This is a genomic window from Staphylococcus sp. FW104-15G4D, assembly GCF_058790135.1.
On record NZ_JBYTCH010000001.1, the window covers coordinates 1,019,576 to 1,043,773 of the forward strand.

Genomic DNA, 24,198 nt, shown 5'->3' on the forward strand with positions numbered 1-24,198 from the left:
TTTTACCTAAAAGGTAAAAACGATTTATTGATTTAAAATTTTATTCTTAAGATCTGAATCAAATTTTTGTGCTTTTAACATTTCAATTTCGAATTTATACGGTGGTTTTTTATTTTTCTTATCCTCACCTACATATGGTGTTTCTAAAATTTTAGGTATATCTTTAAATGCGTCATGGTGGACAACATAATTTAGCGCATCGAATCCAATATGACCAAATCCTATATTTTCATGACGGTCTTTATGTGCACCGATTTCATTTTTACTATCATTCACATGTACAACTTTAATACGGTCTACACCAATAACTTTATCAAATTCATTTAACACACCATCGAAGTCTTCTTTGACATTATAACCAGCGTCATGGGTATGACATGTGTCAAAACAAATTGATAAACGATCATTATGTGTAACGCCATCAATAATTTGAGCGATTTCCTCGAACGAACGGCCTACTTCTGAACCCTTACCAGCCATTGTTTCAAGGGCAATTCGTACATCATTGTCATGAGTTAATACTTCATTAAGTCCTTCAATAATTTTTTTAATACCTACGTCGGCACCAGCTCCAACATGAGAACCAGGATGAAGAACAATATCTTTTGCGCCAATTGCTTGCGTGCGTTCAATTTCGTTTTGTAAAAAATCGACACCTAAGTTGAATACTTCAGGTTTAGTCGTATTTGCGATGTTGATAATATAGGGTGCATGAACAATGATATTAGATAAACCATATTCTTTCATGGCCTCGTGTCCTTTTTCTATATTTAAATCTTCGATGCTTTTTCTTCTCGTATTCTGTGGAGCTCCTGTGTATATCATAAACGTAGATTCTCCAAATTTATGGGCTTCTTCTGCAGAGCCTTGTAACATCTTCTTACCACTCATTGAAACATGAGAACCTAATAGCATGTCATTCACCTATCCTTTATTGTTTTTACGTTTTTGTTTATTTTGTCTCTTACTATAAATCTTTCTTTCTTGGCGTTTCATTTTTTCTACTTCTTGCTTAAACTTTTTCTTATATCCTGGTTTAACTTTTCTTTTCGATTTACTTCGAACTTTATGCTTAACTTCATTTGTTAAGTGATCATCTTTTCGTTGTCTAGTGCGTCTTGTGTCGTGTGCTTTAATCGGTTTAAGTTCTCCATTTTTAATGTCCACATTTTCAAAATGATAGCCTTTATCTTCGATTAATGAAATATTGTGCTCTTCATCAGGGCTATAAAGAGTAATTGCTACTCCTTTATAATTACCCCTTCCTGTACGACCTACACGATGTGTAAAGAAATCGATATCATTAGGTACGTCGAAATTTATGACGTGACTTACCCCTTCAATATCGATACCTCTCGAAGCGAGATCACTTGCAATAACGTATTGGAAGTCTAAGTTTCTAATACGTTTCATTTGTTGTTTACGTTCTCTAGGTGTCAAACCACCGTGAATCATACCTACTTTAATACCTTCTTTATTTAGAGAATCTGCAAGTTCGTTTGCATTTTCTCTACTATTACAGAAAATAATACAAAGATATGGATTCAAAATATCTATTAGATTTAGCGTTTTATCTACTTTAGCAGTCCCTTTTGTAGGTATTAAATAAAATTCAATGTTCTTTTTATTTTGAGACTTATGATCAACCTCAACGAATTCAGGTTGGCTTAAATATTTATTTAAAAATGGTTGCAATGATTTAGGAATCGTTGCACTAAATACAGCAATGTGCGCTTCATCATTTAATCTAGCTGCTATATAATCTACATCCTCAATTAATCCTAAATCAATCATTAAGTCAGCCTCATCAACAATTAAATTGCTGGCAAGGTGTGCATGAAGATGTCCGCCTTGAGCAAGGTCATTAATACGTGTAGGTGTACCAATAATTAATTGAGGTTGTCTATTACAGCGTTGTTTGTCTTTTTCAATATCTGTACCACCTATAAACAATTTAACGTTCACTTCTTGTTTAAATTTGCACAGGTGACTCGCTGCTTGGAATAATTGTTGAGCAAGCTCTCGTGTTGGTGCAACTACAATGGCTTGGGGTTCTTGAAGATCAACATCAATCATTTGTATTAAAGGTAATAAGAAAGAATGCGTCTTTCCTGTACCAGTTTGTGATTGACCTATTAAGTTAGTGCCTTTTAATATTCTTGGGATAATTCTATTTTGTATTTCTGTAGGTTTTTCAAAATTAAGATCTTGAACCGCTTTAATTAAACTTTCGTCTAAATTAAAATGCTCAAATGGATGTTTTGCCATGTTATGGCCTCCTTTAAAGTCTAATAAGCAATTTGTTATTTATAAGTAAAAGGATCAGTATCAATATTTGAGGCTTCGATAGGGAACATATCTTTATACTCAAATAACCAATCTTCTAGTAACAATTTTAACCCTTGCTTCATTACATATTCGCTATAGTGATTGATATCAAGTAGATTGACTCCTTGTATTTTAGCGTCTAATGCATCGTGATGTTTGATATCTCCAGTAACAAATACATCTGCACCATTACTGTGAGCTTCATACTCGAAACCTATACCTGAACCACCGATCATTGCAACTTTATTAATCACCGCGTCAGAATTACCAGTATATCTTAAACTATTAATATTTAATTTCTCTTTAGCGTAACTAGAAAACTCATCTAAAGTCATAGTATGAGGAAGTTCACCTATAATACCTAATCCAAATTCGCTTTGTTTTTGTAGTTTAATAAAATCATATACAGGTGTTTCATAAGGATGATAGTTTATAATTGCTTGTTCTGTAATTTGCTTTTCATTTTCAGAAATCATAAATTCAAGTTTAATCTCATCTACATATTCTATACTATCAAGTTGACCAAGGTAAGGGTTAGCTTCTCCAACAGGTTTGAACTGTCCCTTTCCAGCACTTTCAAAGAAGCAATATTCGTAATTCCCTTCTTTAGCTAAGCCGAGTTGGTTTAATTGGTCTTTAAAGTTTTCAACATTTTCTTTAGGAATAAAAGTTTGAACCTTATAATATGTCGTGTAAAGTTGGTTAATCTGGTTAACGTTATTTAAATCAAGTGTATCTGCCAACATTTTATTGACGCCACTAGGATTTACATCTAAATTTGTATGCATTGCGATAAGATTAATATCATTTTGAATCAATTTGCGTATAATTTTGCCATAACCAGTTTGAACAATATTTTTTATACCTTTAAAGATGAGTGGATGATGTGCAATGATTGTATTGATATTTTTATCTATCGCTTGATTGACAACCTCTTCAGTACAATCTAAAGCGGTTAATATACCATTTACTTGTTGATTCTCATCACCGATTAATAATCCGACATTATCCCATGATTCTGCAGTGGAAAATGGGACATGATAATCTAAAATGGACATGAGTTTACTCAATTTCATTATCTAACACCTCTTGTATGAGATTTATTTCACTGTCAATTTCTTTTAGTCTCTCATGATGCGTTGATGAATTCAATTGTGACTTAATGTGATAAAGTGCTTCAAGTTCTCTATTCCATTTCTTGTAGAAATGTTCATTTTTTTCCTCTAATAAATACGGGCCAAATTTTTCTTCTTTTGTAGAAAGTGGCATTATAGATTGGTTAAATTCAGCAACTACAATTTCATAAATATGCCCTTTTTCTTCAAGGATAACCTCGTTTATAACTTCATAATTCAGTGAAGTTAATACATTTCTTAAAACTTGTGTTTGGATGTTGCTCTGTAAAATAAGTCTTGGGTGATGTGCTAATTTTTCTTGACCTTCTTTTAAAATTTTAGCAATGAGAGGTCCTCCCATGCCACAAATCGTTATATTATCAATTTCATCATCATGATTGATAACTGCTAAACCGTCTCCTAAGCGAACTTCAATCGAATCACCTAAGTTATTTTCAGCTACATTATTTAGCGCAGCTTTGTACGGTCCTTTGATGACTTCTCCAGCAATTGCACTGTTACATATCTTATTTTGGATGGCATAAATAGGTAGATATGCGTGGTCCGAACCAATATCAGCTAGCGTTCCTTCTTTTAAAAATGAACACACACGCAATAATCTTTGGTTTAAATTAATCATTTTTAAACTCCTCATATGTATTAAAAAAGAGCGGGATTGAATTCAGTATATTAAAAGTTGAATTCATTATCCCACCCTCTCAAGTGTGATGATTCAATTGGGCGAGGTAAAATTAATATGCATTAATTCATAGCTACTTCCCCAACATTATTATTTTAATCCATGAAATCTTTAAGTCTCTTACTACGACTAGGATGTCTTAATTTTCTTAAAGCTTTAGCTTCGATTTGACGTATACGTTCACGTGTTACGCCAAATACTTTACCTACTTCTTCAAGTGTTCTTGTACGTCCATCATCTAAACCAAATCTTAAACGTAATACATTTTCTTCTCTATCAGTTAATGTGTCAAGAACATCTTCAAGTTGTTCTTTTAACAATTCGTAAGCTGCATGGTCTGATGGACTTTGAGCTTCTTGGTCTTCAATGAAGTCACCTAAATGACTATCATCTTCTTCACCAATTGGCGTTTCAAGAGATACAGGCTCTTGAGCAATTTTCAAGATTTCACGTACTTTTTCAGGTGGTAAATCCATTTCTTCACCAATTTCTTCTGGTGCAGGATCTCGGCCTAAGTCTTGTAAAAGTTGGCGTTGAACACGTATTAATTTATTAATTGTTTCAACCATATGCACAGGAATACGGATAGTACGTGCTTGGTCAGCAATAGCTCTAGTGATTGCTTGTCTAATCCACCAAGTCGCATATGTTGAAAATTTAAACCCTTTACTAAAGTCAAATTTTTCTACAGCTTTAATCAAGCCCATGTTACCCTCTTGAATTAAATCAAGGAATAACATACCTCTTCCTACATATCTTTTAGCAATACTAACAACAAGACGTAAGTTGGCTTCAGCTAGACGAGATTTTGCTACTTCATCGCCTTGTTCAATTTTTTTAGCTAACTCTATTTCTTCTTGAGCGCTTAATAAGTTAACTCTACCAATCTCTTTAAGATACATACGAACTGGGTCGTTAATTTTGACACCAGGAGGGGCACTTAAATCATTTGGATTTAATTTCTCATCTGTATCTGAACTATCTTTTTCATTAACAAGCGTTATATCATTATCATTTAGTTGATCGAAGAAATCATCCATCTGGTCAGAATCCATTTCGAAATTCTGAAGCTTCTCAGCAATTTCTTCATGACTTAAATGACCTTCTTTTTTACCCTTGTCAATTAATTGTTTTTTAACATCTTCTAATGTTAAAGTCGGATCAATTGTTTGCTTTTTAATTTTCACTTGGTTATCAGACATGAAAAGGCCTCCCGATTTTGATAAATACTGATAATCTCTCAATAACTATATATTATATCAATTAAATATGATTTGTATATTGTAAATTTTAAATTTATCACTTTCAATTAAGTCATTTAAACACTTTCAATAATGTGTAGTTATATTATTATTTTAATCTAAGTTTACTATTAAAGTTGTGACAATAATTTTCTACCCGTTCAACCTCTCTAGTAACCATTAGTTCAAATCTAATCATTAATTGTAAAAGTCTGAACTACTAAATTCTAATTAATAGATTTAGCTTAAAATTACATTCTATTTTTGTTTTTATCGACAATAAGTTGTAAGTAATACTTTTGTAATTCAACATCACCAATGCGAGATGCTTCCCTTAGTTTGTGATTTAATGATTCAATTGACTCATCATCATTATTATTAATAATTAGTATGTAGTCCTCTATTTCATTCTCATAAGGTTCATCATTGAGGGTATATTGTTCAAGTTCAATAAATGCCTCTCTAAGCTCATTGGAATCAATGTATTGCATAACATCACTGATACTATAATTATCATGTTCTGAAAAATAGTCATGCAAAATATTAAATATACTCTTAAAATATTTATTTGTAAAGTCTTCATCGCTAATTTTTTGATAATAATTTATAAAGGTATCCTTATCTTTCATAAAATGCTTCAATAGAGCTCTTTCAGCTTTTTCATGTTTAGTTAAATTATTAAACAATTGTGAACCAGATTGCGGAGAATATCCATATTCTGCTGGTGCCACTTGTGGCATATTGTTAGAACCAACTTCATGATAGATCATTTCTGGGCTCATATTGAATATATTAGCAACATCTTGAATTAACTTATTACGTAAAATTGTTGATTGAACTTGAGCGATGTCATGAGTTGCTTCTCTAAAATGTCTTTCATAAGCTAAATCATTATTATTAATTTCATCTTGATGTGACTCCACTTTAAACAGCACAAATGCCTTTTTATCCTTAGCAACAAAGTTTAAAAAAGCCTCATTTCCATATTTGCCAATGTATTCATCAGGATCCATACCGGATGGTAATTGGATCACATATACATTTAGACCTTGTTGTAATAAAGCTTGACCCGTTTTTAAAGTAGCCTCTCTACCAGCGTAATCTCCATCAAACATTAATGTAATGTTATTTGTTAATTTTTTTAGAAACGTCATATGTTCTTGGGACAACTGTGTCCCCATACTCGCTACAACCTGTTTTAAACCAGCGTAATCTGATTTAATAACATCCATAAATCCTTCTAATAATACAATTTCGTCGTTTTGGCGAATTGATTTACGTGCTTTATCTAAATTATATAAGAGTCTACGTTTTTGAAAGATGGGTGTTTCAGGGCCATTCAAATATTTGGGTTCTTGGTTCGTATATGTTCTTCCAGAATATCCAACTATTCTACCTTGAGCATTCTTCAAAGGAAACATGATTCGATTTCTAAATCTATCATAGTAACTAAAATTTTCTTCATTTCGAGACAATAGACCCGCTTCGTAAGCTAATTCTATGTCATATCCTTTCTTCTCTAAAAAATCATGACAAAAATGAGAGCTATCTGGCGCATATCCAATTTGTCTCTGCTTGATGAGTTCGTCAGTAAAACCACGCTGACGCAAGTAGTTTAAAGCCTCTTCACCCTCAACAGTTTTCATCAAGGCATAATGATAGTAATCTTGAATTAACTCATGCATTTCTATCATTTTTAAATCGTCTGAAGCCATTTGAGATTGTTGATTATATTGAGTTTGCCCCACATCAACTTTAATATTTACACGTTCGCCAAGTTCTTTAACAGCTTCTACGAAAGGTATATCTTTAATCTCCTGTGTAAATTGAAAGACATTGCCACCTTTTTTACAACCAAAACAGTGACAAATTTGCTTATCTTCAGATACTGTGAACGAAGGTGTCTTTTCATCATGAAAAGGACACAAGCCGATATAATTGCGTCCTCTTTTTTCTAATTTTACATATTCGCTTACTAAATCTAATATATCTGTTTTATCTTTAATTTCATTAATGACCGATTGATCTATACGCAAATGGAATCACCTATCAAATATTAGTCATATAATTATATCTTTTTTCTACGGAAAATGAAATCATTTCGATTTACTTTCTTCAATTAAATGTATGATATCATTCGCTGTTTCTTCAATAGCTTTGTCAGTAACATCTATGACCGGACAACCTACTTTATTAACTAATTCATCAAAATAATTCAATTCTTCTTGAATACGTGCCTCTGTGGCATACCTAGCCTTATCTCCTAAACCTAATTGCTTTAATCTTTCCTTACGTATGCGATTTAGTTTCTCTTCACTTATTTTTAAAGCAATACATTTAGAGGTATCAATATCAAATAATGCATCAGGTGGAGTTACTTCAGGAACTATAGGTATATTCATCACTTTATAACTTTTATGTGCTAAATACTGAGATAATGGAGTTTTAGAAGTTCTAGAAATACCTAACAGAACGATGTCGGCTTTTGGTAATCCTTTTGGATCTTTTCCGTCGTCATATTTCACAGCAAATTCAATTGCATCAATTTTTTTAAAATACGCATCGTCTAGTCTGTGAACTATTCCTGGTTCATAATATGGTGTTTCATCAATCGAATCCGATAACAAATCCATTAGAGGTCCCATAATATCGACAGATTTTAATGAAAATTCTTCGACTTTTGCAAGCATATATTTTTTAATTTCTGGTTTAACCAAAGTGTATACAATAATTGCATTGGTATCTCTAGCAACTTGAATAACTTCATCTACATGTTCAAATGATTCAATATAAGGATATCGAAGAAATTCATGTTTACATTGTTTAGGGTTAAATTGAGATACTCCTGCTCTTGCTACTAACTCTGCAGTTTCACCAATTGAATCTGAGGCTACAATTATCTTTATAATGTCCATGTATTTACCACCTATTCTTTGAATAATGATACGAATAATTTAGTTATAGTTGTTTTAGAGATTCGACCAATTACCTCGTATTTTTTATTGTCTTTCTTCCTTACAATTGGTAGTGAGTCAATCTCGTTATCTATCATTTGATTGGCAGCGTATATTACAAGTTCTTCCTCTTCTAAATATGTCACATGTGGCATTCTAGTCATATTTACACTGATAGGCATTGTATGTATATCCTCACCAATCATAGATGCTCTTAATAAATCTTTTCTAGAACATACGCCTACGAAGTCATTGTCATTATTAGTGATAAATAATGTCCCTGCATCTTCTAAAAATATAGTACATATTGCATCATAAACTGACATTTCTTCCTTAATGACAACTGGTTGAGACATATAATCTTTAACCACATATTGTCTCAATTGTTCATTGATAATTTTATTTTTCGATTTACCTGAATAGTAATAACCTACTCTAGGTCTCGCTTCTATAAAACCAGACATAGTAAGTATAGCTAAGTCCGGTCTTAACGTAGCTCTTGTTAAATTTAATTTTTCAGCGATATGCTCACCTGTGATCGGTCCTTTAGATTTGACAATCTCAATTATTAGTTCCTGTCTTTTACTAAGTTCTATAGGTCTTCACCCCTCTTGAATACTTTCTATTATAACTTTTATTATAAATTGCTACAAATACATATAAATACTTGCTATTAAAAATTCTTTCAATTAGAATAAAGTTAAAGCGAGTTAAGGATGGTGCGAGCTTAACAACTTATATTGGCGAATGACTTATTAATGAAATAAAAGCGAGTGTCTGCACTAATTTGGGTGGAACCGCGGGTTAAAAATTGTAAGTAACCATATTGTATTATAACAATACATATGATTAAAAATACTTTTTAAAACTCGTCCCAAGATAATAATACATTACTAATATGTATATATTGTCTTGGGGCGTTTTTTATGTCTAAGGAGAGTTAATTTATGGCAAAAGATATGGAAACAATTGTTCAATTAGCAAAACATAGAGGGTTCGTCTTCCCTGGTAGTGACATTTACGGTGGTTTATCAAATACATGGGATTACGGACCATTAGGCGTTGAACTTAAAAATAATATTAAAAAAGCTTGGTGGCAAAAGTTCATCACACAATCTCCATATAATGTGGGTATCGATGCAGCTATTTTAATGAATCCAAAAACTTGGGAAGCTTCAGGTCACTTAGGCAACTTTAATGACCCTATGATCGATAATAAAGATAGTAAAATTCGTTATCGTGCGGATAAATTAATTGAAGATTACATGCAAAAAGAAAAAGGTGATGAAAACTTCATCGCTGATGGATTAAGCTTTGATGAAATGAAACAAATTATTGATGATGAAGGTATTGTATGTCCTGTAAGTGGCACTGCAAATTGGACTGATATTCGTCAATTTAATTTAATGTTTAAAACTTTCCAAGGTGTCACTGAAGATTCCACTAACGAATTGTTTTTACGTCCTGAAACAGCTCAAGGTATTTTCGTTAACTATAAAAATGTACAACGTTCAATGCGTAAAAAATTACCGTTCGGTATTGGTCAAATCGGTAAATCTTTCCGTAACGAGATTACACCTGGTAACTTCATTTTCAGAACAAGAGAATTTGAACAAATGGAGTTAGAATTCTTCTGCAAACCTGGTGAAGAAATTGAATGGCAAAACTTCTGGAAAACATTTGCAAGTCAATGGTTAAAAGATTTAAATATTAATGAAGAAAATATGCGTTTAAGAGACCATGATGCAGATGAGTTATCTCACTACTCTAACGCTACAACTGATATTGAATACAAATTCCCATTTGGTTGGGGCGAATTATGGGGTATCGCAAGCCGTACAGACTTCGATTTACAAAAGCATAGCGAACACTCTGGTGAAGACTTTAAATATCACGATCCAGAAACAAATGAAAAATATGTTCCGTATTGTATCGAACCTTCATTAGGTGCTGATCGTGTAACGTTAGCATTCTTATGTGACGCATATGAAGAAGAAGGTGTTGAAGGAAGTAAAGATGCACGTACTGTAATGCATTTCCACCCTGCCTTAGCACCATATAAAGCTGCGGTATTACCTTTAAGTAAAAAATTATCAAGCGAAGCGATTAAAATCTTTGAACAATTAAGTCAAAGCTTCTCTATTGATTTCGACGAATCACAATCAATTGGTAAACGTTACCGTAGACAAGACGAAATCGGTACACCATATTGTATTACATTCGACTTTGATTCATTAGAAGATAATCAAGTAACTGTACGTGACAGAGATTCAATGGAACAAGTACGTATGCCAATTTCAGAATTAGAAACATTCTTAGCAGAGAAAGTTAAATTTTAATAACTTATTACCTAATAATGCTCTTACTTTGACACAATAAGTGTTTAGGTAAGAGTATTTTTATTGCATAAAAAAATCCACACTAAACCGTTTATCGAAATAAAACGGTTTAGTGTGGATCACTTTCTAATCTTTTAAGTTGATTAATTAATTTTTGACTCTTAAAAAACATACCAGCATATTCTCTATAGAGCATGATAATAAGTTCTGACATCTCATCTAAGATTTCTTTATGAATACTCAGTGAATTCATTTTATTGATAGGTAGTTTTTGTAGTATATCTAATAGATAAAGCGAGCGATTTGTTAATTTGAAAGCGTGTGGATCCTGATATAATACTTCTTCAGAGATTGCTCCATCGAATTTGAAACTATAACCTACTAATTTAGATTGATCTTCATTTCCAGTAATCACACAATGATTAAATGAAGCTGTAAATCCGAATTTAGACATACACTTCAATAATACTACGATAGACATGAGTTGTGCTGATGTGCCCTCTGTTATTTTAGTAAGTACAAAATAGAGTAAGTCATAATTGTACTTCGAAACTTCATTTTCTTCCATAGATCTTTCAATAGTCTCTGTGCATAACGATGCATAACTACTTTCAAATAAATCAAGCTGTAATTCATAATGTTGATCAATCACATCTATAGAATTGAGTGTTCCCATACCACGCCATTTATTATAAATAAATAAGCCATACACAAACATTTGTGTATGAGCTTGTAATCCAGATTTAACTTTTTTCGCACGTCGAGCCATTAAAGGTATTTTAGCGCCATATTCATTTAAAATTGTGATGATTTTATCAGATTCACCATAATCTACTGATTTGATTATGATGCCTTTTTGTTTCATTAACATGACTCATTCACCGACTCTCTATCAATCAATCTTGGTCTTCTACATAACCAATTTGTCGTATAAAGTTTACTTTATTTCTCCAATCACGTTGTACCTTTACCCAGAGTTCTAAGTAAACTTTAGATCCTAATAGCATCTCTATATCATGACGTGCACGTTTACCTACCTCTTTAAGTTTTTTACCACCTTTACCGATGACTATACCCTTTTGAGAATCACGCTCAACGTAAATCGTTGCTTCAACTCTAACTCTGTCTTCATCTTCTTTAATCATTCTATCAACATTAACGCCTATTGCATGAGGTATCTCTTCACTTGTTAAATGTAATATCTTTTCACGGATAATTTCGCTAACAACAAATTGTTCTGGGTGGTCAGAAATTTGGTCGTCAGGGTAGTATTTCGGACCTACAGGTAAATAAGATTTCAACACATCTATAAAGTGATCTACATTCAATCCCTCAAGTGCTGAAATTGGTATAATTTCTGTGAAGTCCATATATTCTTTATATTTTTCAATTCTAGGCATCAAAGCATCCGGATGCACAAGGTCAATCTTATTTAATACCAAAAAGATAGGCGTTTTAACATTTTTAAGCATTTCCATGATATATTCATCGCCACGACCAATATCTTCGTTTACGTTAACCATAAACATAATTGCATCTATTTCTGATAGTGTATTCTTGGCAACTCTCATCATATAATCACCAAGTTTATGTTTAGGTTTGTGAATACCTGGCGTATCAATGAAGATGATTTGTGCATCGTCTCTTGTCATGACGCCTTGAATTTTATTACGTGTTGTCTGTGCTTTATCTGACATAATCGCAATTTTATGCCCTATTACTCTATTTACAAATGTAGATTTACCAACATTAGGTCGACCAATGATGGATACAAATCCTGATTTATGTTCTTCTGTCATTAATTTAAATCCTTTCCTGAAAATCCTAATGGTAATAATTCGTTTACAGTAGACTTAATCATTTCTCCTTTATGATTAGTCATATACACAGGCATATCATCATCGCAAAGTTCTTTAAGTACTTGTCTACAAGCCCCGCATGGTGAGGAGGGTTTATCCGAATCAACAGTAACGGTTATCGATTCAAAATCCCCTGGTTTATATCCTTCTGAGATTGCTGCAACAAGACTTGAACGTTCAGCACAAATTGCCATGGAATATGCAGCATTTTCTACATTTGCTCCATGAAAAGTACGTCCGTCCTTAGTTCTTAAATAGGCACCAACTTTGAAGCGACTATATGGAGCATAAGCTTTACTTTGTGCCTCTCTAACTTCCTTAAAGTAATGCGATTGATAACTCATTTATTTTCCTCCCAAAAATAAACTTAAAATATGTGGTACAAAAACTATTAATCCAATACATAATGCTAAAACAGACACAATTACAACACTAAAAGCAGCGATATCTTTAGCGTGTTTAGCATATTCATGATAATCGGTTGTTACCAAATCAACCACAAATTCAATTGATGTATTGATAGCTTCTAGACTCAATACTAAAGCTATTGAGAATAATATAAACATCCACTCAGATCGATTGATATGAAAAATAAACCCCATAATAATAGCGATAATTCCTGCTAATATGTGAAGTAAGAAATTTTGGTCTTTTTTCAAAATGGCTGTAAAGCCATCATAAGCGTATTTAAAACGTCTCATTATTATGATTCTCTTGTTAAACCGTATGCATTAAGAATTGCATCTTGTCGACCAAACATTTCTTTTTCATCTTCATCTGTCATATGATCATATCCCAATAAATGTAAAAAACCATGTAAAGCTAAGAAGCCTAATTCACGTTCAAAAGAATGTCCGTAATTTTCAGCTTGTTCATGTGCTACATCTGTACATATAATAATATCGCCTAAAACTCGAGGTATATCAAGTTCATTCATATCGATTTCTGGCTCGTCTTCTTCTAAAGCGAATGAGATGACGTCAGTGACTTTATCTTTATCTCTATACATTTTATTGATATTTTGAATTTCATCTTTATCTACAAATGTTACTGAAAGTTCAGCCTCACTATCAATATGTTCTTGTTTTTTAGCAAAGGTAAGTAATGAATCTATTTGTTCATACCATTCATTCTTTACTAAATCGGTATGGTCACTAAAGTCAATTGTAAACATTTACTCAACTCCTTCATAACGATCTATAATTTTACTTACAAGTGGATGCCTTACAACGTCACTTTGATCTAATTTCATAATACTAATTCCATTGACCCCATATAATTTTTTAATTGCTTCTTTTAAGCCACTTTTTACGCCTTTTGGTAGGTCGATTTGAGTTTGGTCACCTGTAACTACCATTTTTGAACCAAAACCTAAACGAGTTAGGAACATTTTCATTTGTGCGTGCGTTGTATTTTGAGCTTCATCTAAAATAACAAACGCATCATCTAATGTTCTACCCCTCATATAAGCAAGTGGCGCAATCTCAATAATACCCCTCTCTATGAATCTTTCAGTTTGCTCTCTACCTAAAACTGTATTTAAGCCATCATATAGAGGACGTAAATATGGATCTACTTTTTCTTTTAGGTCACCTGGTAAGAAACCTAAAGATTCTCCTGCTTCAACGGCTGGCCTAGTCAATACGATACGTTTAACTGAACCTTTACGTAATTGTTTAGCTGCATATACAACTGCTAAAAATGTTTTACCAGTACCAGCAGGACCTATTCCAAATACTAAGTCATTTCTCTTCATAGCATTGATATACATACGTTGTCCCATTGTTTTAGCACGAATCGTTTTACCAAATGCATCTTTAGTAATCTCTTCATCATACAAATCAAGTAAATGTTGAATTGTATCATTGTCTGCCATTTTAATAGCAGCCTCTACGTCTTTAAGTGTAATTGTATTACCTAATTCTATAACTTTAAGTAAATTGGTGAGAACTAATTCTGCTTTTTCAACATGCTCTAATTTTTCGCCTTTAACAGCTATTTCTTGACCTCTAGCATGTATCACGACATCAAAATTATCTTCAATAGTTTTTAAATGCTCATCATTATTTCCCATTAAAGCTTGTGATTGATTAATGTCGTCAATTTGAATTATTCCTGGCATAAACGCGCTCCTTTACAAGTTACAATAATAAGTTTTATTAGCTAAAAATTTTAGACTAATTTGTTATTTTTAATAAAAATAATATCCAAACACATTATATCATTCTTATTCATCTTAATGATGTGATTATGCTTTGCTTCAAAATTATTGAACAAATACTACTGAATATATATTATTTCTTACTAAAATTTTACTAAACTCATACTAATTAGACAAACTAAAAAGAGAGTAAAACAGTATTCAATATTTAAGCATGAATACATAGTTTTACCCTCTAATGTTAATATAATAGCTAATTCTTTAATTTTATTAAAAAATTTAAAGTTGCTTTGGTTTACTTAAAACTTCTGACCAAATCAGACCATTTATTACTTCATCTTTATCAAATTGAAAAGCAGAATGAGACATATTACGTTCAATGTTTTGAGAATTAAGTAATTGTTTTAAGCGATAACGTTTAGTTCTCTCTGATAAATACTTATCCTCAATGATGTCTCTTGCTTTTTTCTCAATCAATTCGAGTTGTTTTTCTTTTTCTCTATCAATTTCGTTGCGAACATTTTTTAAATCCTGAGTCAAATTGGACTCAAGTTCTTTTCTTAATTTTTCTGCACTTTCATCTCGTGAAGTTGAAGTAACAGGTTGAGGTCTAGGATTATCCTGGTTATATGGTGTTGGGTCAGGTTTAGGATGATTTTTGACTTCCGATTGTTTATGCGTTTCTTTAGACGATTTATTTTCTGTTTGAGAGTCAGCATCTTCATCTTCAAGGTTTTTACTTAAAGGTGGAAGCGTCTCTTCAAATTCTCTTCGTTGCTTTTTCTCGGGTTCATCATTTAACTCATCGTTAATTTCTTTAAATGTTTTTTCTAATTCTTCAAAGAAACCACCTTTTTTGGGTTGATTATCACCTTGCGTATTTTGAGGTGGCTTTTGATTTTGTCTGCTTTCATGACTTTTATCACGTAGCGCGCTAATACCGGTTACAATAACAGATATTATAAATATGATAATACCGATATTCATTTAATCACCTCATTATTTATTGTTCTGGTGATTCGTCATCATTCTGATCAGTACGTTTGTTAATAGCATTTCTCATGCCAGTATCTGCTTCAATATTTTTAAGATTATAATAATCCTTAACTCCAATATTACCTGATCTAAGAGCTTCAGCCATTGCTAATGGTACTTCTGATTCAGCTTCAACTACTTTCGCTCTCATTTCTTGTACTCGAGCTTTCATTTCCTGTTCAGAAGCTACTGCCATAGCACGGCGCTCTTCAGCTTTCGCTTGAGCAATATTTTTATCTGCAAGAGCTTGCTCAGTTTGTAAATCAGCACCGATATTTTTGCTAATATCTACATCTGCAATATCAATAGATAAAATTTCAAAAGCAGTACCTGAATCTAAACCTTTACTTAACACAGTTTTAGAAATATTGTCTGGATTTTCTAGAACCTCAGTGTGATGCTCACTTGAACCAATTGTAGAAACAATACCTTCACCTACACGGGCAATAATTGTTTCCTCTCCAGCACCACCGACTAATCTTGCTATATTTGCGCGAACTGTAATACGAGCTTTTGCCTTAACTTCAATACCGTTCATCGCTACACCAGCAATAAATGGTGTTTCAATAACTTTAGGGTTAACTGACATTTGAACTGCTTCAAGTACATCACGACCTGCTAAATCAATTGCCGCTCCTCGTTCAAATGGTAAATCAATATCTGCACGTTGTGCTGCGATATTTGCATCAACAACTCTATCAACGTTACCACCAGCTAGGTAGTGTGACTCCAATTGATTTGTTGTTAATTTTAAACCTGCTTTATGTGCTTTAATTAAAGGTGCAATGACCTTTCTTGGTGAAACTCTTCTTAAACGCATACCTACAAGGGTACCAATACCTACGTGAACGCCAGCTGCTATAGCAGAAATCCATAATCCGATAGGTACAAAAGAAAATAGTATGAGTAAAGCTACTACAATAATTACAGCAATGATTATAAAACCAATACCAAACATTAAATCGCTCCTTAATTTTATTCTATTTCTCTCACAACTACACGCGTACCTTCAACCTCAAGAATTTTTACTTGTCTATTTCTTAAAATAAATGTGCCGTCTGAAACTGCATCTATTCTTTCATCGTCACAATTAATAATCCCAGCAGGTCTGAGGTCAGTGATTGTTTGAGCAGTTTTACCTACAAGGTGAGAGCGGTCGTCATGTGAACGATAACCAGCCTCTGAATTTGTTGAATCTTTTAAGATCACTTTATCAAGAAATGGTATTTTCTTGTTGAAAATTTTCACTAATATCACCCATTCAATTATTGATAAAATTAACGCAACTATTACATTACCGAGCATGAGTATAATATTATTTCCTAGCATGATGATACTGAGAGTTATAAGTAGCATACCAATAATACCTATCACGGCACCAATGATAAACAGTTCTATAATAACTAGTATGACACCAATAGTAAACAATAATACGGATAAAACATTTACATCTCCATTGATAAGGAATCCTAAAAATAAAAGTAATAATGCTAGTGAAGCAATAATTCCAATCAAGTTAATGCGTTTTGAATATAATTGATACAAAAAGCCTAGGAAGATTATACACGTAAGAATTAGTGAAATAAAAGGTTGCGTAATAAAACTTGATAGATTATCAGCCCAACTATTTTCACTAGTGAATCTTATAAAAAGTAACGTATGTATTAGATAGGAGTAATTCACTATTTCACCTCGCCCTCACATTAATTATACATGAAAACGCACCCATTATATAGTATTTCACTAATATATAAATTGGTAATTTGTAGCTTAACAATTTAATTTTATTAATTTTAATAATATTTGTTTATTTATCTGAAAAATGAAAAAGATTTAATTAATTGAGCAATACGTTTAAATAATTTTACGAGAATAATTAAAGTTGTTAGCATAGTATAAAAAAATACCCTAGTTCTAATAACTAGGGTATCTATTATATATAATTAACATTCGTGTTGAGGGAGTCAACAGAGCTATTAATTATTTGAATTTACGTTTACGTGCAGCTTCTGATTTCTTTTTACGTTTAACGCTTGGTTTTTCGTAAAATTCACGTTTACGTACTTCTTGAATTGTTCCACTTTTTGATACTGAACGTTTAAATCTACGTAAAGCATCTTCTAGTGATTCGTTTTTACGTACTACTGTTTTAGACATCTGTATTTCCCTCCCTCCAAATATCAACGGAACTTTATAGTCATCACATAGTAAAAACTATGCAACTATTAGTATAATATAACTCAAATAGGTGGTCAATTAGTAAAATTTACATTTTTTAAATATTTAGACAAGTACTTCTTCTTCAGATTTATTCGTAGCATGCTCAACTACTCTAATGGCTTTACCATCATTTAGAGGATAGTCAGCTTTAAGAATTTTTACTTTAACAATTTGTCCAATTAGTGATTCATCACCTTCAAATTGAACTTTCATATAGTTATCTGCATAACCTACCAATGTATTCGGTTCTTCGCCTTTTTCTTCAGGTATTACTTCAAGCACTTCATTTTCAAATTTAGAGGCATACTCTTTAGCAAGTTGGTCACTTAAAGCAATCAATTTATGCACACGTTCATTCTTAACAGATTCATCGATTTGATTGTCCATTCGAGCTGCTGGTGTACCGATTCTTGGTGAATATGGGAACACATGTAATTCAGAGAATTGATGTTTAACAATAAAATCGTATGTTTCTTGAAATTCTTCTTCAGTTTCTCCAGGGAATCCTACTATTACATCACTTGTTACAGCTAAGTCAGGCAATGCTTTGTGTAATTCTGTTAATCTCTCAGAGAAATGTTCCATAGTATATTTACGTCTCATACGTTTTAAAACTGAATCTGAACCAGATTGTAACGGAACATGTAAATGTCTTACTACTTTGTTTGAATTGCCAATAACCTCTATTACTTCATCAGTTAATTGACTCGCTTCGATAGATGAGATTCGTATACGCTCTAAACCTTCAATTTCATCTAAATCTCTTAACAATTGCGCTAGATTATAATTTTTTAAATCTTGACCATAACCACCAGTATGAATACCAGTTAAAACAATCTCTTTATAGCCAGAGTTTACTAATTGTGAAGCTTGTTCTACAACTTTCTCAGGATCACGTGATCTCATCAAGCCGCGTGCCCAAGGTATAATACAAAACGTACAAAAATTGTTGCATCCTTCTTGGATTTTTAAAGAGGCTCTAGTTCTATCGGTAAAGTAAGGAACTTCTAACTCCTCATATGTACGATTCTTCATTATATTACCAACACCGTTAATTGGTTGTCTCTCTTCTTGGAATTGATCAATATAGTCTAATAATTTATGACGGTCTTGAGTACCGACAACTACATCCACGCCAGGAATTTCCATAATTTCAGCTGAAGATGTTTGAGCATAACAACCTGTAACACATACAACTGCTTCAGGATTTTGTCTGATCGCACGTCTAATAATTTGTCTACTTTTTTTATCTCCAGTATTCGTAACAGTACAAGTATTAATAACAAATACATCTGCATTTGTTTCAAAATCTACTCTATCGTAATCTGCTTCTTTAAATAATTGCCATATTGCTTCAGTTTCATAGTGATTGACTTTACAACCTAATGTATGAAATGCAACTGTTGACATCGTCTTCACCCCAATAATTCTTTTTCAAAACTCACTGCACTTAAAGCATATAGAGGTGCAGTTTCTGCCCGTAAAATACGTGGACCTAAGCCTACTAAAGTACTATTTTCACTGAATAAAGACACTTCTTTATCAGATAAACCGCCTTCAGGTCCAAATATCATTAAAACACGATCTTGTGTTTTAAATTGCTTTATAATTTGTTTAAAATGACTTAAATCACCATGTTTAGCCTGTTCTTCATATGCTATAAGAACATAGTCATAATGACTTATAATATCATAAATTTCCTGTAAATTCGACTTAAAATAAATATTAGGAATTGTTAAACGATAACTTTGTTCTGCAGCTTCTTTAATAATTTTTTGCCATCTTTCTAACTTTTTAGCAACTTTAGATTCATTCAATTTAACTACTGAACGGTCCATACCAACTGCAATAAATTCATTAGCGCCCATTTCAGTTGCTTTTTGAATCATCCATTCATACTTATCAGCCTTAATCAATCCGCTACAAATAGTGATATGTTGAGGTAATTCTGTATCAATGTTTTGTTTATCTTTTAACTCTAGTTCAACATAATTATCGTTTAAAGCTTTTATTTGACACTTGTACACTGTTTGATCTAGAAATGTAACGATAACTGAATCACCTTCACTATAACGCATGACATTTTTTATATGATGAATATCTTCTTTATTTTCAATAAAAAAGCGCTGAAGTTTATCAGCGCTTTGATTAATAAAATATCTTTGCAAATTAATCACTCACTTTCTGACCAACGATGCAGACCCAACCGTTGTCATGTTCTACAGAAATAATATTAAAACCAACACGCTTCATATGAGATTCTATCTCTTCATATTTTTCTTCTATAATACCTGAAGTAATAAAATATCCTTCTTCAAATAATGTATTATAAGCATCTTCTATCATTTCTTCAATAATGTGAGCAAGAATATTTGCAATAACGATATTATATTTCTCTTTTTCTTCTTTTAATAAATTACCGGGAACAGCTTCAATTGCGTCTTCACAACGATTCTTTTTGAAGTTCTCCTTAGCAACATTTACTGCCATTTCATCAATGTCTAATGCTTTAATTCTTTTAACACCAACGAGATGACTGGCAATACTTAATATACCTGAACCTGTTCCAACATCAATAATAGAATCAGTTGGTTGAACATATTCTTCAATAGCTTTTAAACACATACTAGTAGTTGGGTGGTCACCTGTACCGAAAGCCATACCAGGATCGAGTTCAATACATAACTCATCACTGTTTTCTTTTGTGTAAGTTTCCCAACTTGGAACTATGGTAAATCTATTAGAAGCTTTAAAGGGATGAAAATAATTTTTCCATTCATTCGCCCAATCCTTCTCCGCAATTTCCTTTTCTGAAAATGTAAGTACTTCTTTATCTAAATTTGATACATTTAAAATATTATTCTTAATACTCTTTCTGAGTTCATCATTGAATGTAAGTTCATTAAAATAAGCTTTTAAACGAACACCACTACTAGGATAATCCTCAGGATTTAATTCATAAATCTCACCAAATTTATCTGATGGTGGTGTTTCTAAGTCTCTTGAATCTTCAATGACTACACCATTAGAACCATGATCTTCAAGTATATCAGTTACTTCAAATTCAACATCGTGATTAACTACAATTGAGAGTTCCGTCCAATTCATTCTCTATTCTCCTTTGAAGAATCTTTTTGCTCTATCTTTAAAATTAGAAGGTTGTTCACTCACGTCTTCGCCATTAATTTCAGCAAATTCTTTCATAATTTCTTTTTGTCTATCGTTCATTTTAGTTGGAGTAACTACTTTAATATTAACGAATAAATCTCCATAACCATAACCGTGAACGTTCTTAATACCTTTATCTTTAAGACGGAATTGCTTTCCTGTTTGTGTACCTGAAGGTATTGTTAGCACTACATTACTATTTAAAGTTGGTATTTTGATTTCATCGCCTAAGGCAGCTTGAGGGAAGCTCACATTTAAATTGTAGTAAATGTCATCTCCATCACGTTCAAATGTATCGGAAGGTTGAACTCTAAACACTACATATAAATCACCGTGAGGACCACCGTTTACACCTGGTGAACCTTCACCAGCTAAACGAATTTGTTGTTCAGTATCTACACCTTCTGGAACTGTAACTTCTAATTTAACAGTTTTATTTTCAGTTCCTTTACCGTGACAAGTAGGACATGGCTCTTCAAATTCTTGACCACTACCTTCACATTTAGGACAAACTTGTTCAGTTCTGACTCTACCTAAAATAGTATTTTGTTCGACGGAAACATGACCAGCTCCATTACAATAGCTACAAGTTTTTTTACTTGTTCCAGGTTTCGCGCCTTCACCATCGCACGTATGACATGTTACATCTTTTCTAATAGAAATTTCTTTTTTAGTACCAAAAACAGCTTCTTCAAAGGTAACAGTCATAGTATATTGTAAATCATCACCTTTACGTGGCGCATTAGGATCACGTTGTCTTGAACCACCACCGAAGAATGAACTGAAAATGTCTTCAAATCCACCTCCGCTAAATCCGCCAAAGTCTCCGCCACCGAAACCTTGACTGCCGAATCCTCCTTGTGGGCCTTCATGTCCAAACTGGTCATAATTTGCACGTTTATTATCATCACTTAAAACTTCATAAGCTTCGGAGATTTCTTTGAATTTTTCGTCTGCGCCTTCTTCTTTATTAATGTCTGGATGATATTTTTTTGATAATTTACGATAAGCTTTTTTAATTTCGTCCTTAGAAGCGCTTTTACTTACGCCTAAGACTTCATAATAGTCTCTTTTGGCCACAACTATCTCTCCTTTTATACGTTTAACAAGATTAGTTTATCTGATTAATTCTTACTATCCAAATAAAAAGCCAAAGCCAATGTTCAATTGACTTTGACTTTTTTGGCTTAGTCATAAATTAAACTTATATACTAACTCAACCTAGAATTATTTTTTATCTTCGTCATCTTTTACTTCTTTAAAGTCCGCATCTTCTACAGTGCTGTCTTGAGAACCTTGTTCTCCTTGAGCTTGTTGCTGTGCTTGTTGAGCTTGTTCGTATACTTTAGCTGATAAATCTTGAACAACTTTTTCAAGTTCTTCTTTTTTAGATTTGATGTCTTCCATATCTTCACCTTCAAGTGCAGATTTAAGCGCATCTTTTTTCTCTTCAGCATTTTTCTTATCATCTTCACTAATATTGTCGCCTAAATCAGTGATAGTTTTTTCAACTTGGAATACTAAGCTATCAGCTTCGTTACGTAAGTCCACTTCTTCGCGACGTTTTTTATCTGCTTCAGCGTTTTCTTCAGCATCTTTAACCATGCGATCAATTTCTTCATCAGATAATGCTGAGCTTGATTGAATAGTGATATTTTGTTCTTTGTTAGTTCCTAAATCTTTAGCAGTTACATTAACGATACCATTTTTATCAATATCAAATGTTACTTCGATTTGAGGTACACCACGTGGAGCAGGTGGAATATCAGTTAATTGGAAACGACCAAGAGTTTTGTTATCTGAAGCCATTGGACGTTCACCTTGTAACACGTGAATATCAACTGCTGGTTGGTTATCAGCTGCTGTTGAATAAACTTGTGATTTAGATGTTGGAATAGTAGTGTTACGTTCAATTAATGTGTTCATGCGTCCGCCCATGATTTCAATACCTAGTGATAATGGTGTTACGTCTAGTAATACCACATCTTTAACATCACCAGTGATGACACCACCTTGGATCGCAGCACCCATAGCTACTACTTCATCAGGGTTTACACCTTTATGAGGGTCTTTACCTACTTCTTTTTTAACAGCTTCTTGTACTGCTGGAATACGAGTAGAACCACCAACAAGGATAACTTCATCAATATCAGAAGTTGATAACCCAGCATCTTTTAGTGCTTGACGAGTTGGTTCCATTGTTTTTCTAATTAATGAATCTGCTAATTCTTCAAATTTAGAACGAGTTAAGCTAATTTCTAAATGTAATGGACCACTTTCTCCAGCTGAAATAAATGGAAGTGAAATTTGAGTTTGAGATACACCTGATAAGTCTTTTTTAGCTTTTTCAGCAGCATCTTTTAATCTTTGTAGTGCCATTTTATCTTGAGATAAATCTACGCCATTTTCTTTTTTAAATTCTGAAACTAAGTAATCAATAATTACTTGGTCGAAATCGTCACCGCCAAGTTTATTGTCACCTGCAGTAGATAATACTTCAAATACTCCGTCACCTAATTCAAGGATTGATACGTCGAAAGTACCGCCACCTAAGTCAAATACAAGAACTTTTTGATCTTGTTCAGTTTTGTCTAAACCGTAAGCTAAAGCAGCTGCAGTAGGTTCGTTGATAATACGTTCAACTTCTAGTCCAGCGATTTTACCAGCATCTTTAGTAGCTTGACGTTCAGCATCATTGAAGTAAGCTGGAACAGTGATAACTGCTTTATCAACTGTATCTCCTAAATAACTTTCAGCAGTACTTTTTAAGTTTTGTAAAATCATAGCTGAAATCTCTTGTGGAGTGTATGATTTATCTTCAATATCTACTTTGTAGTCTGTACCCATATGACGTTTAATTGATTGAACTGTATTAGGGTTAGTGATTGCTTGACGTTTAGCAACTTCACCTACTTGAGTTTCACCATTTTTAAAAGCAACTACTGAAGGAGTAGTGCGTGCGCCTTCTGGATTTTGAATTACTTTTGGTTCGTCACCTTCTAATACGGCAACGCAAGAGTTTGTTGTACCTAAGTCGATTCCGATTACTTTACTCATAATAAAATTCCTCCAATATCA

24 protein-coding genes are annotated in these 24,198 nt (G+C 32.8%); 1 reads left to right on the forward strand and 23 read right to left on the reverse strand.

Annotated features, from left to right (window positions below; all coding sequences use genetic code 11):
* Window positions 1-24 precede the first annotated feature (24 nt).
* The 8 genes from AC3WQX_RS04965 to ccpN all read right to left on the reverse strand — a co-directional run bounded on the left by AC3WQX_RS04965 (window position 25) and on the right by ccpN (window position 8,934).
* Complete coding sequence (locus AC3WQX_RS04965; protein ID WP_002433664.1) at window positions 25-915, reverse strand: deoxyribonuclease IV; 891 nt, start codon at window positions 913-915, stop codon at window positions 25-27.
* Between the two features lie 9 nt (window positions 916-924).
* Window positions 925-2,268: a DEAD/DEAH box helicase gene (locus AC3WQX_RS04970; protein WP_023350193.1), complete on the reverse strand. Its 1,344-nt coding sequence runs from the start codon at window positions 2,266-2,268 to the stop codon at window positions 925-927.
* Between the two features lie 35 nt (window positions 2,269-2,303).
* On the reverse strand, window positions 2,304-3,404 hold the full coding sequence (locus tag AC3WQX_RS04975) for a Nif3-like dinuclear metal center hexameric protein (protein ID WP_023350192.1): 1,101 nt from the start codon (window positions 3,402-3,404) through the stop codon (window positions 2,304-2,306).
* The gene (locus tag AC3WQX_RS04980; protein ID WP_030063902.1) at window positions 3,391-4,083 is read right to left on the reverse strand and encodes a tRNA (adenine(22)-N(1))-methyltransferase; all 693 of its coding nucleotides are present in this window, start codon (window positions 4,081-4,083) and stop codon (window positions 3,391-3,393) included. Before AC3WQX_RS04980 ends, AC3WQX_RS04975 begins: the two co-directional genes overlap by 14 nt.
* A gap of 155 nt (window positions 4,084-4,238) precedes the next feature.
* Complete coding sequence (gene rpoD / locus AC3WQX_RS04985; RefSeq protein WP_002436727.1) at window positions 4,239-5,345, reverse strand: RNA polymerase sigma factor RpoD; 1,107 nt, start codon at window positions 5,343-5,345, stop codon at window positions 4,239-4,241.
* Between the two features lie 290 nt (window positions 5,346-5,635).
* A complete protein-coding gene (dnaG, locus tag AC3WQX_RS04990) occupies window positions 5,636-7,420 on the reverse strand; it encodes a DNA primase (RefSeq protein WP_492739872.1) in 1,785 nt (594 codons plus the stop codon).
* Window positions 7,421-7,480: 60 nt separating this feature from the next.
* Window positions 7,481-8,299, reverse strand: a complete 819-nt coding sequence (locus tag AC3WQX_RS04995) for a pyruvate, water dikinase regulatory protein (RefSeq protein WP_002453349.1) — start codon at window positions 8,297-8,299, stop codon at window positions 7,481-7,483.
* An 11-nt stretch (window positions 8,300-8,310) separates the two neighbouring features.
* A complete protein-coding gene (gene ccpN, locus AC3WQX_RS05000; protein ID WP_072093086.1) occupies window positions 8,311-8,934 on the reverse strand; it encodes a transcriptional regulator CcpN in 624 nt (207 codons plus the stop codon).
* 351 nt (window positions 8,935-9,285) lie between these two features.
* On the opposite strand from ccpN, the gene AC3WQX_RS05005 reads away from it, so the two are divergent.
* Window positions 9,286-10,677: a glycine--tRNA ligase gene (locus AC3WQX_RS05005; RefSeq protein WP_002436742.1), complete on the forward strand. Its 1,392-nt coding sequence runs from the start codon at window positions 9,286-9,288 to the stop codon at window positions 10,675-10,677.
* Between the two features lie 109 nt (window positions 10,678-10,786).
* On the opposite strand, the gene recO is transcribed toward AC3WQX_RS05005, so the two are convergent.
* The 15 genes from recO to dnaK all read right to left on the reverse strand — a co-directional run bounded on the left by recO (window position 10,787) and on the right by dnaK (window position 24,177).
* Entirely contained in the window at window positions 10,787-11,542 is a 756-nt protein-coding gene (recO, locus tag AC3WQX_RS05010) for a DNA repair protein RecO (RefSeq protein ID WP_023350188.1), read from the reverse strand.
* A gap of 31 nt (window positions 11,543-11,573) precedes the next feature.
* The gene (gene era, locus AC3WQX_RS05015) at window positions 11,574-12,476 is read right to left on the reverse strand and encodes a GTPase Era (protein ID WP_002436750.1); all 903 of its coding nucleotides are present in this window, start codon (window positions 12,474-12,476) and stop codon (window positions 11,574-11,576) included.
* Window positions 12,476-12,880 (reverse strand): cytidine deaminase, encoded by a 405-nt coding sequence (gene cdd, locus AC3WQX_RS05020; RefSeq protein WP_002436745.1) that lies wholly within the window; start codon window positions 12,878-12,880, stop codon window positions 12,476-12,478. Before cdd ends, era begins: the two co-directional genes overlap by 1 nt.
* Window positions 12,881-13,237 (reverse strand): diacylglycerol kinase family protein, encoded by a 357-nt coding sequence (locus AC3WQX_RS05025; RefSeq protein WP_002453353.1) that lies wholly within the window; start codon window positions 13,235-13,237, stop codon window positions 12,881-12,883.
* A 2-nt stretch (window positions 13,238-13,239) separates the two neighbouring features.
* Window positions 13,240-13,710 (reverse strand): rRNA maturation RNase YbeY, encoded by a 471-nt coding sequence (gene ybeY, locus AC3WQX_RS05030; protein ID WP_002436567.1) that lies wholly within the window; start codon window positions 13,708-13,710, stop codon window positions 13,240-13,242.
* On the reverse strand, window positions 13,711-14,658 hold the full coding sequence (locus AC3WQX_RS05035; protein WP_023350187.1) for a PhoH family protein: 948 nt from the start codon (window positions 14,656-14,658) through the stop codon (window positions 13,711-13,713).
* Between the two features lie 318 nt (window positions 14,659-14,976).
* Complete coding sequence (locus AC3WQX_RS05040; RefSeq protein ID WP_002436544.1) at window positions 14,977-15,684, reverse strand: hypothetical protein; 708 nt, start codon at window positions 15,682-15,684, stop codon at window positions 14,977-14,979.
* A 16-nt stretch (window positions 15,685-15,700) separates the two neighbouring features.
* Window positions 15,701-16,690: a flotillin-like protein FloA gene (gene floA / locus AC3WQX_RS05045; protein ID WP_002436747.1), complete on the reverse strand. Its 990-nt coding sequence runs from the start codon at window positions 16,688-16,690 to the stop codon at window positions 15,701-15,703.
* 17 nt (window positions 16,691-16,707) lie between these two features.
* A complete protein-coding gene (locus tag AC3WQX_RS05050) occupies window positions 16,708-17,379 on the reverse strand; it encodes an NfeD family protein (RefSeq protein ID WP_370684877.1) in 672 nt (223 codons plus the stop codon).
* Window positions 17,380-17,712: 333 nt separating this feature from the next.
* A complete protein-coding gene (rpsU, locus tag AC3WQX_RS05055; protein WP_000048060.1) occupies window positions 17,713-17,889 on the reverse strand; it encodes a 30S ribosomal protein S21 in 177 nt (58 codons plus the stop codon).
* Between the two features lie 126 nt (window positions 17,890-18,015).
* The gene (mtaB, locus tag AC3WQX_RS05060; RefSeq protein ID WP_030064648.1) at window positions 18,016-19,362 is read right to left on the reverse strand and encodes a tRNA (N(6)-L-threonylcarbamoyladenosine(37)-C(2))-methylthiotransferase MtaB; all 1,347 of its coding nucleotides are present in this window, start codon (window positions 19,360-19,362) and stop codon (window positions 18,016-18,018) included.
* A 5-nt stretch (window positions 19,363-19,367) separates the two neighbouring features.
* A complete protein-coding gene (locus tag AC3WQX_RS05065) occupies window positions 19,368-20,120 on the reverse strand; it encodes a 16S rRNA (uracil(1498)-N(3))-methyltransferase (protein ID WP_002436722.1) in 753 nt (250 codons plus the stop codon).
* A 1-nt stretch (window position 20,121) separates the two neighbouring features.
* Window positions 20,122-21,060 carry a 50S ribosomal protein L11 methyltransferase gene (prmA, locus tag AC3WQX_RS05070; protein ID WP_023350183.1) on the reverse strand — a complete coding sequence of 313 codons (939 nt, stop codon included), beginning with the start codon at window positions 21,058-21,060 and terminating at the stop codon, window positions 20,122-20,124.
* A 3-nt stretch (window positions 21,061-21,063) separates the two neighbouring features.
* Window positions 21,064-22,200, reverse strand: coding sequence for a molecular chaperone DnaJ (gene dnaJ / locus AC3WQX_RS05075; RefSeq protein ID WP_030064651.1), 1,137 nt, complete (start codon window positions 22,198-22,200; stop codon window positions 21,064-21,066).
* Window positions 22,201-22,347: 147 nt separating this feature from the next.
* The gene (gene dnaK / locus AC3WQX_RS05080; protein ID WP_002436539.1) at window positions 22,348-24,177 is read right to left on the reverse strand and encodes a molecular chaperone DnaK; all 1,830 of its coding nucleotides are present in this window, start codon (window positions 24,175-24,177) and stop codon (window positions 22,348-22,350) included.
* Between the last annotated feature and the right edge of the window lie 21 nt (window positions 24,178-24,198).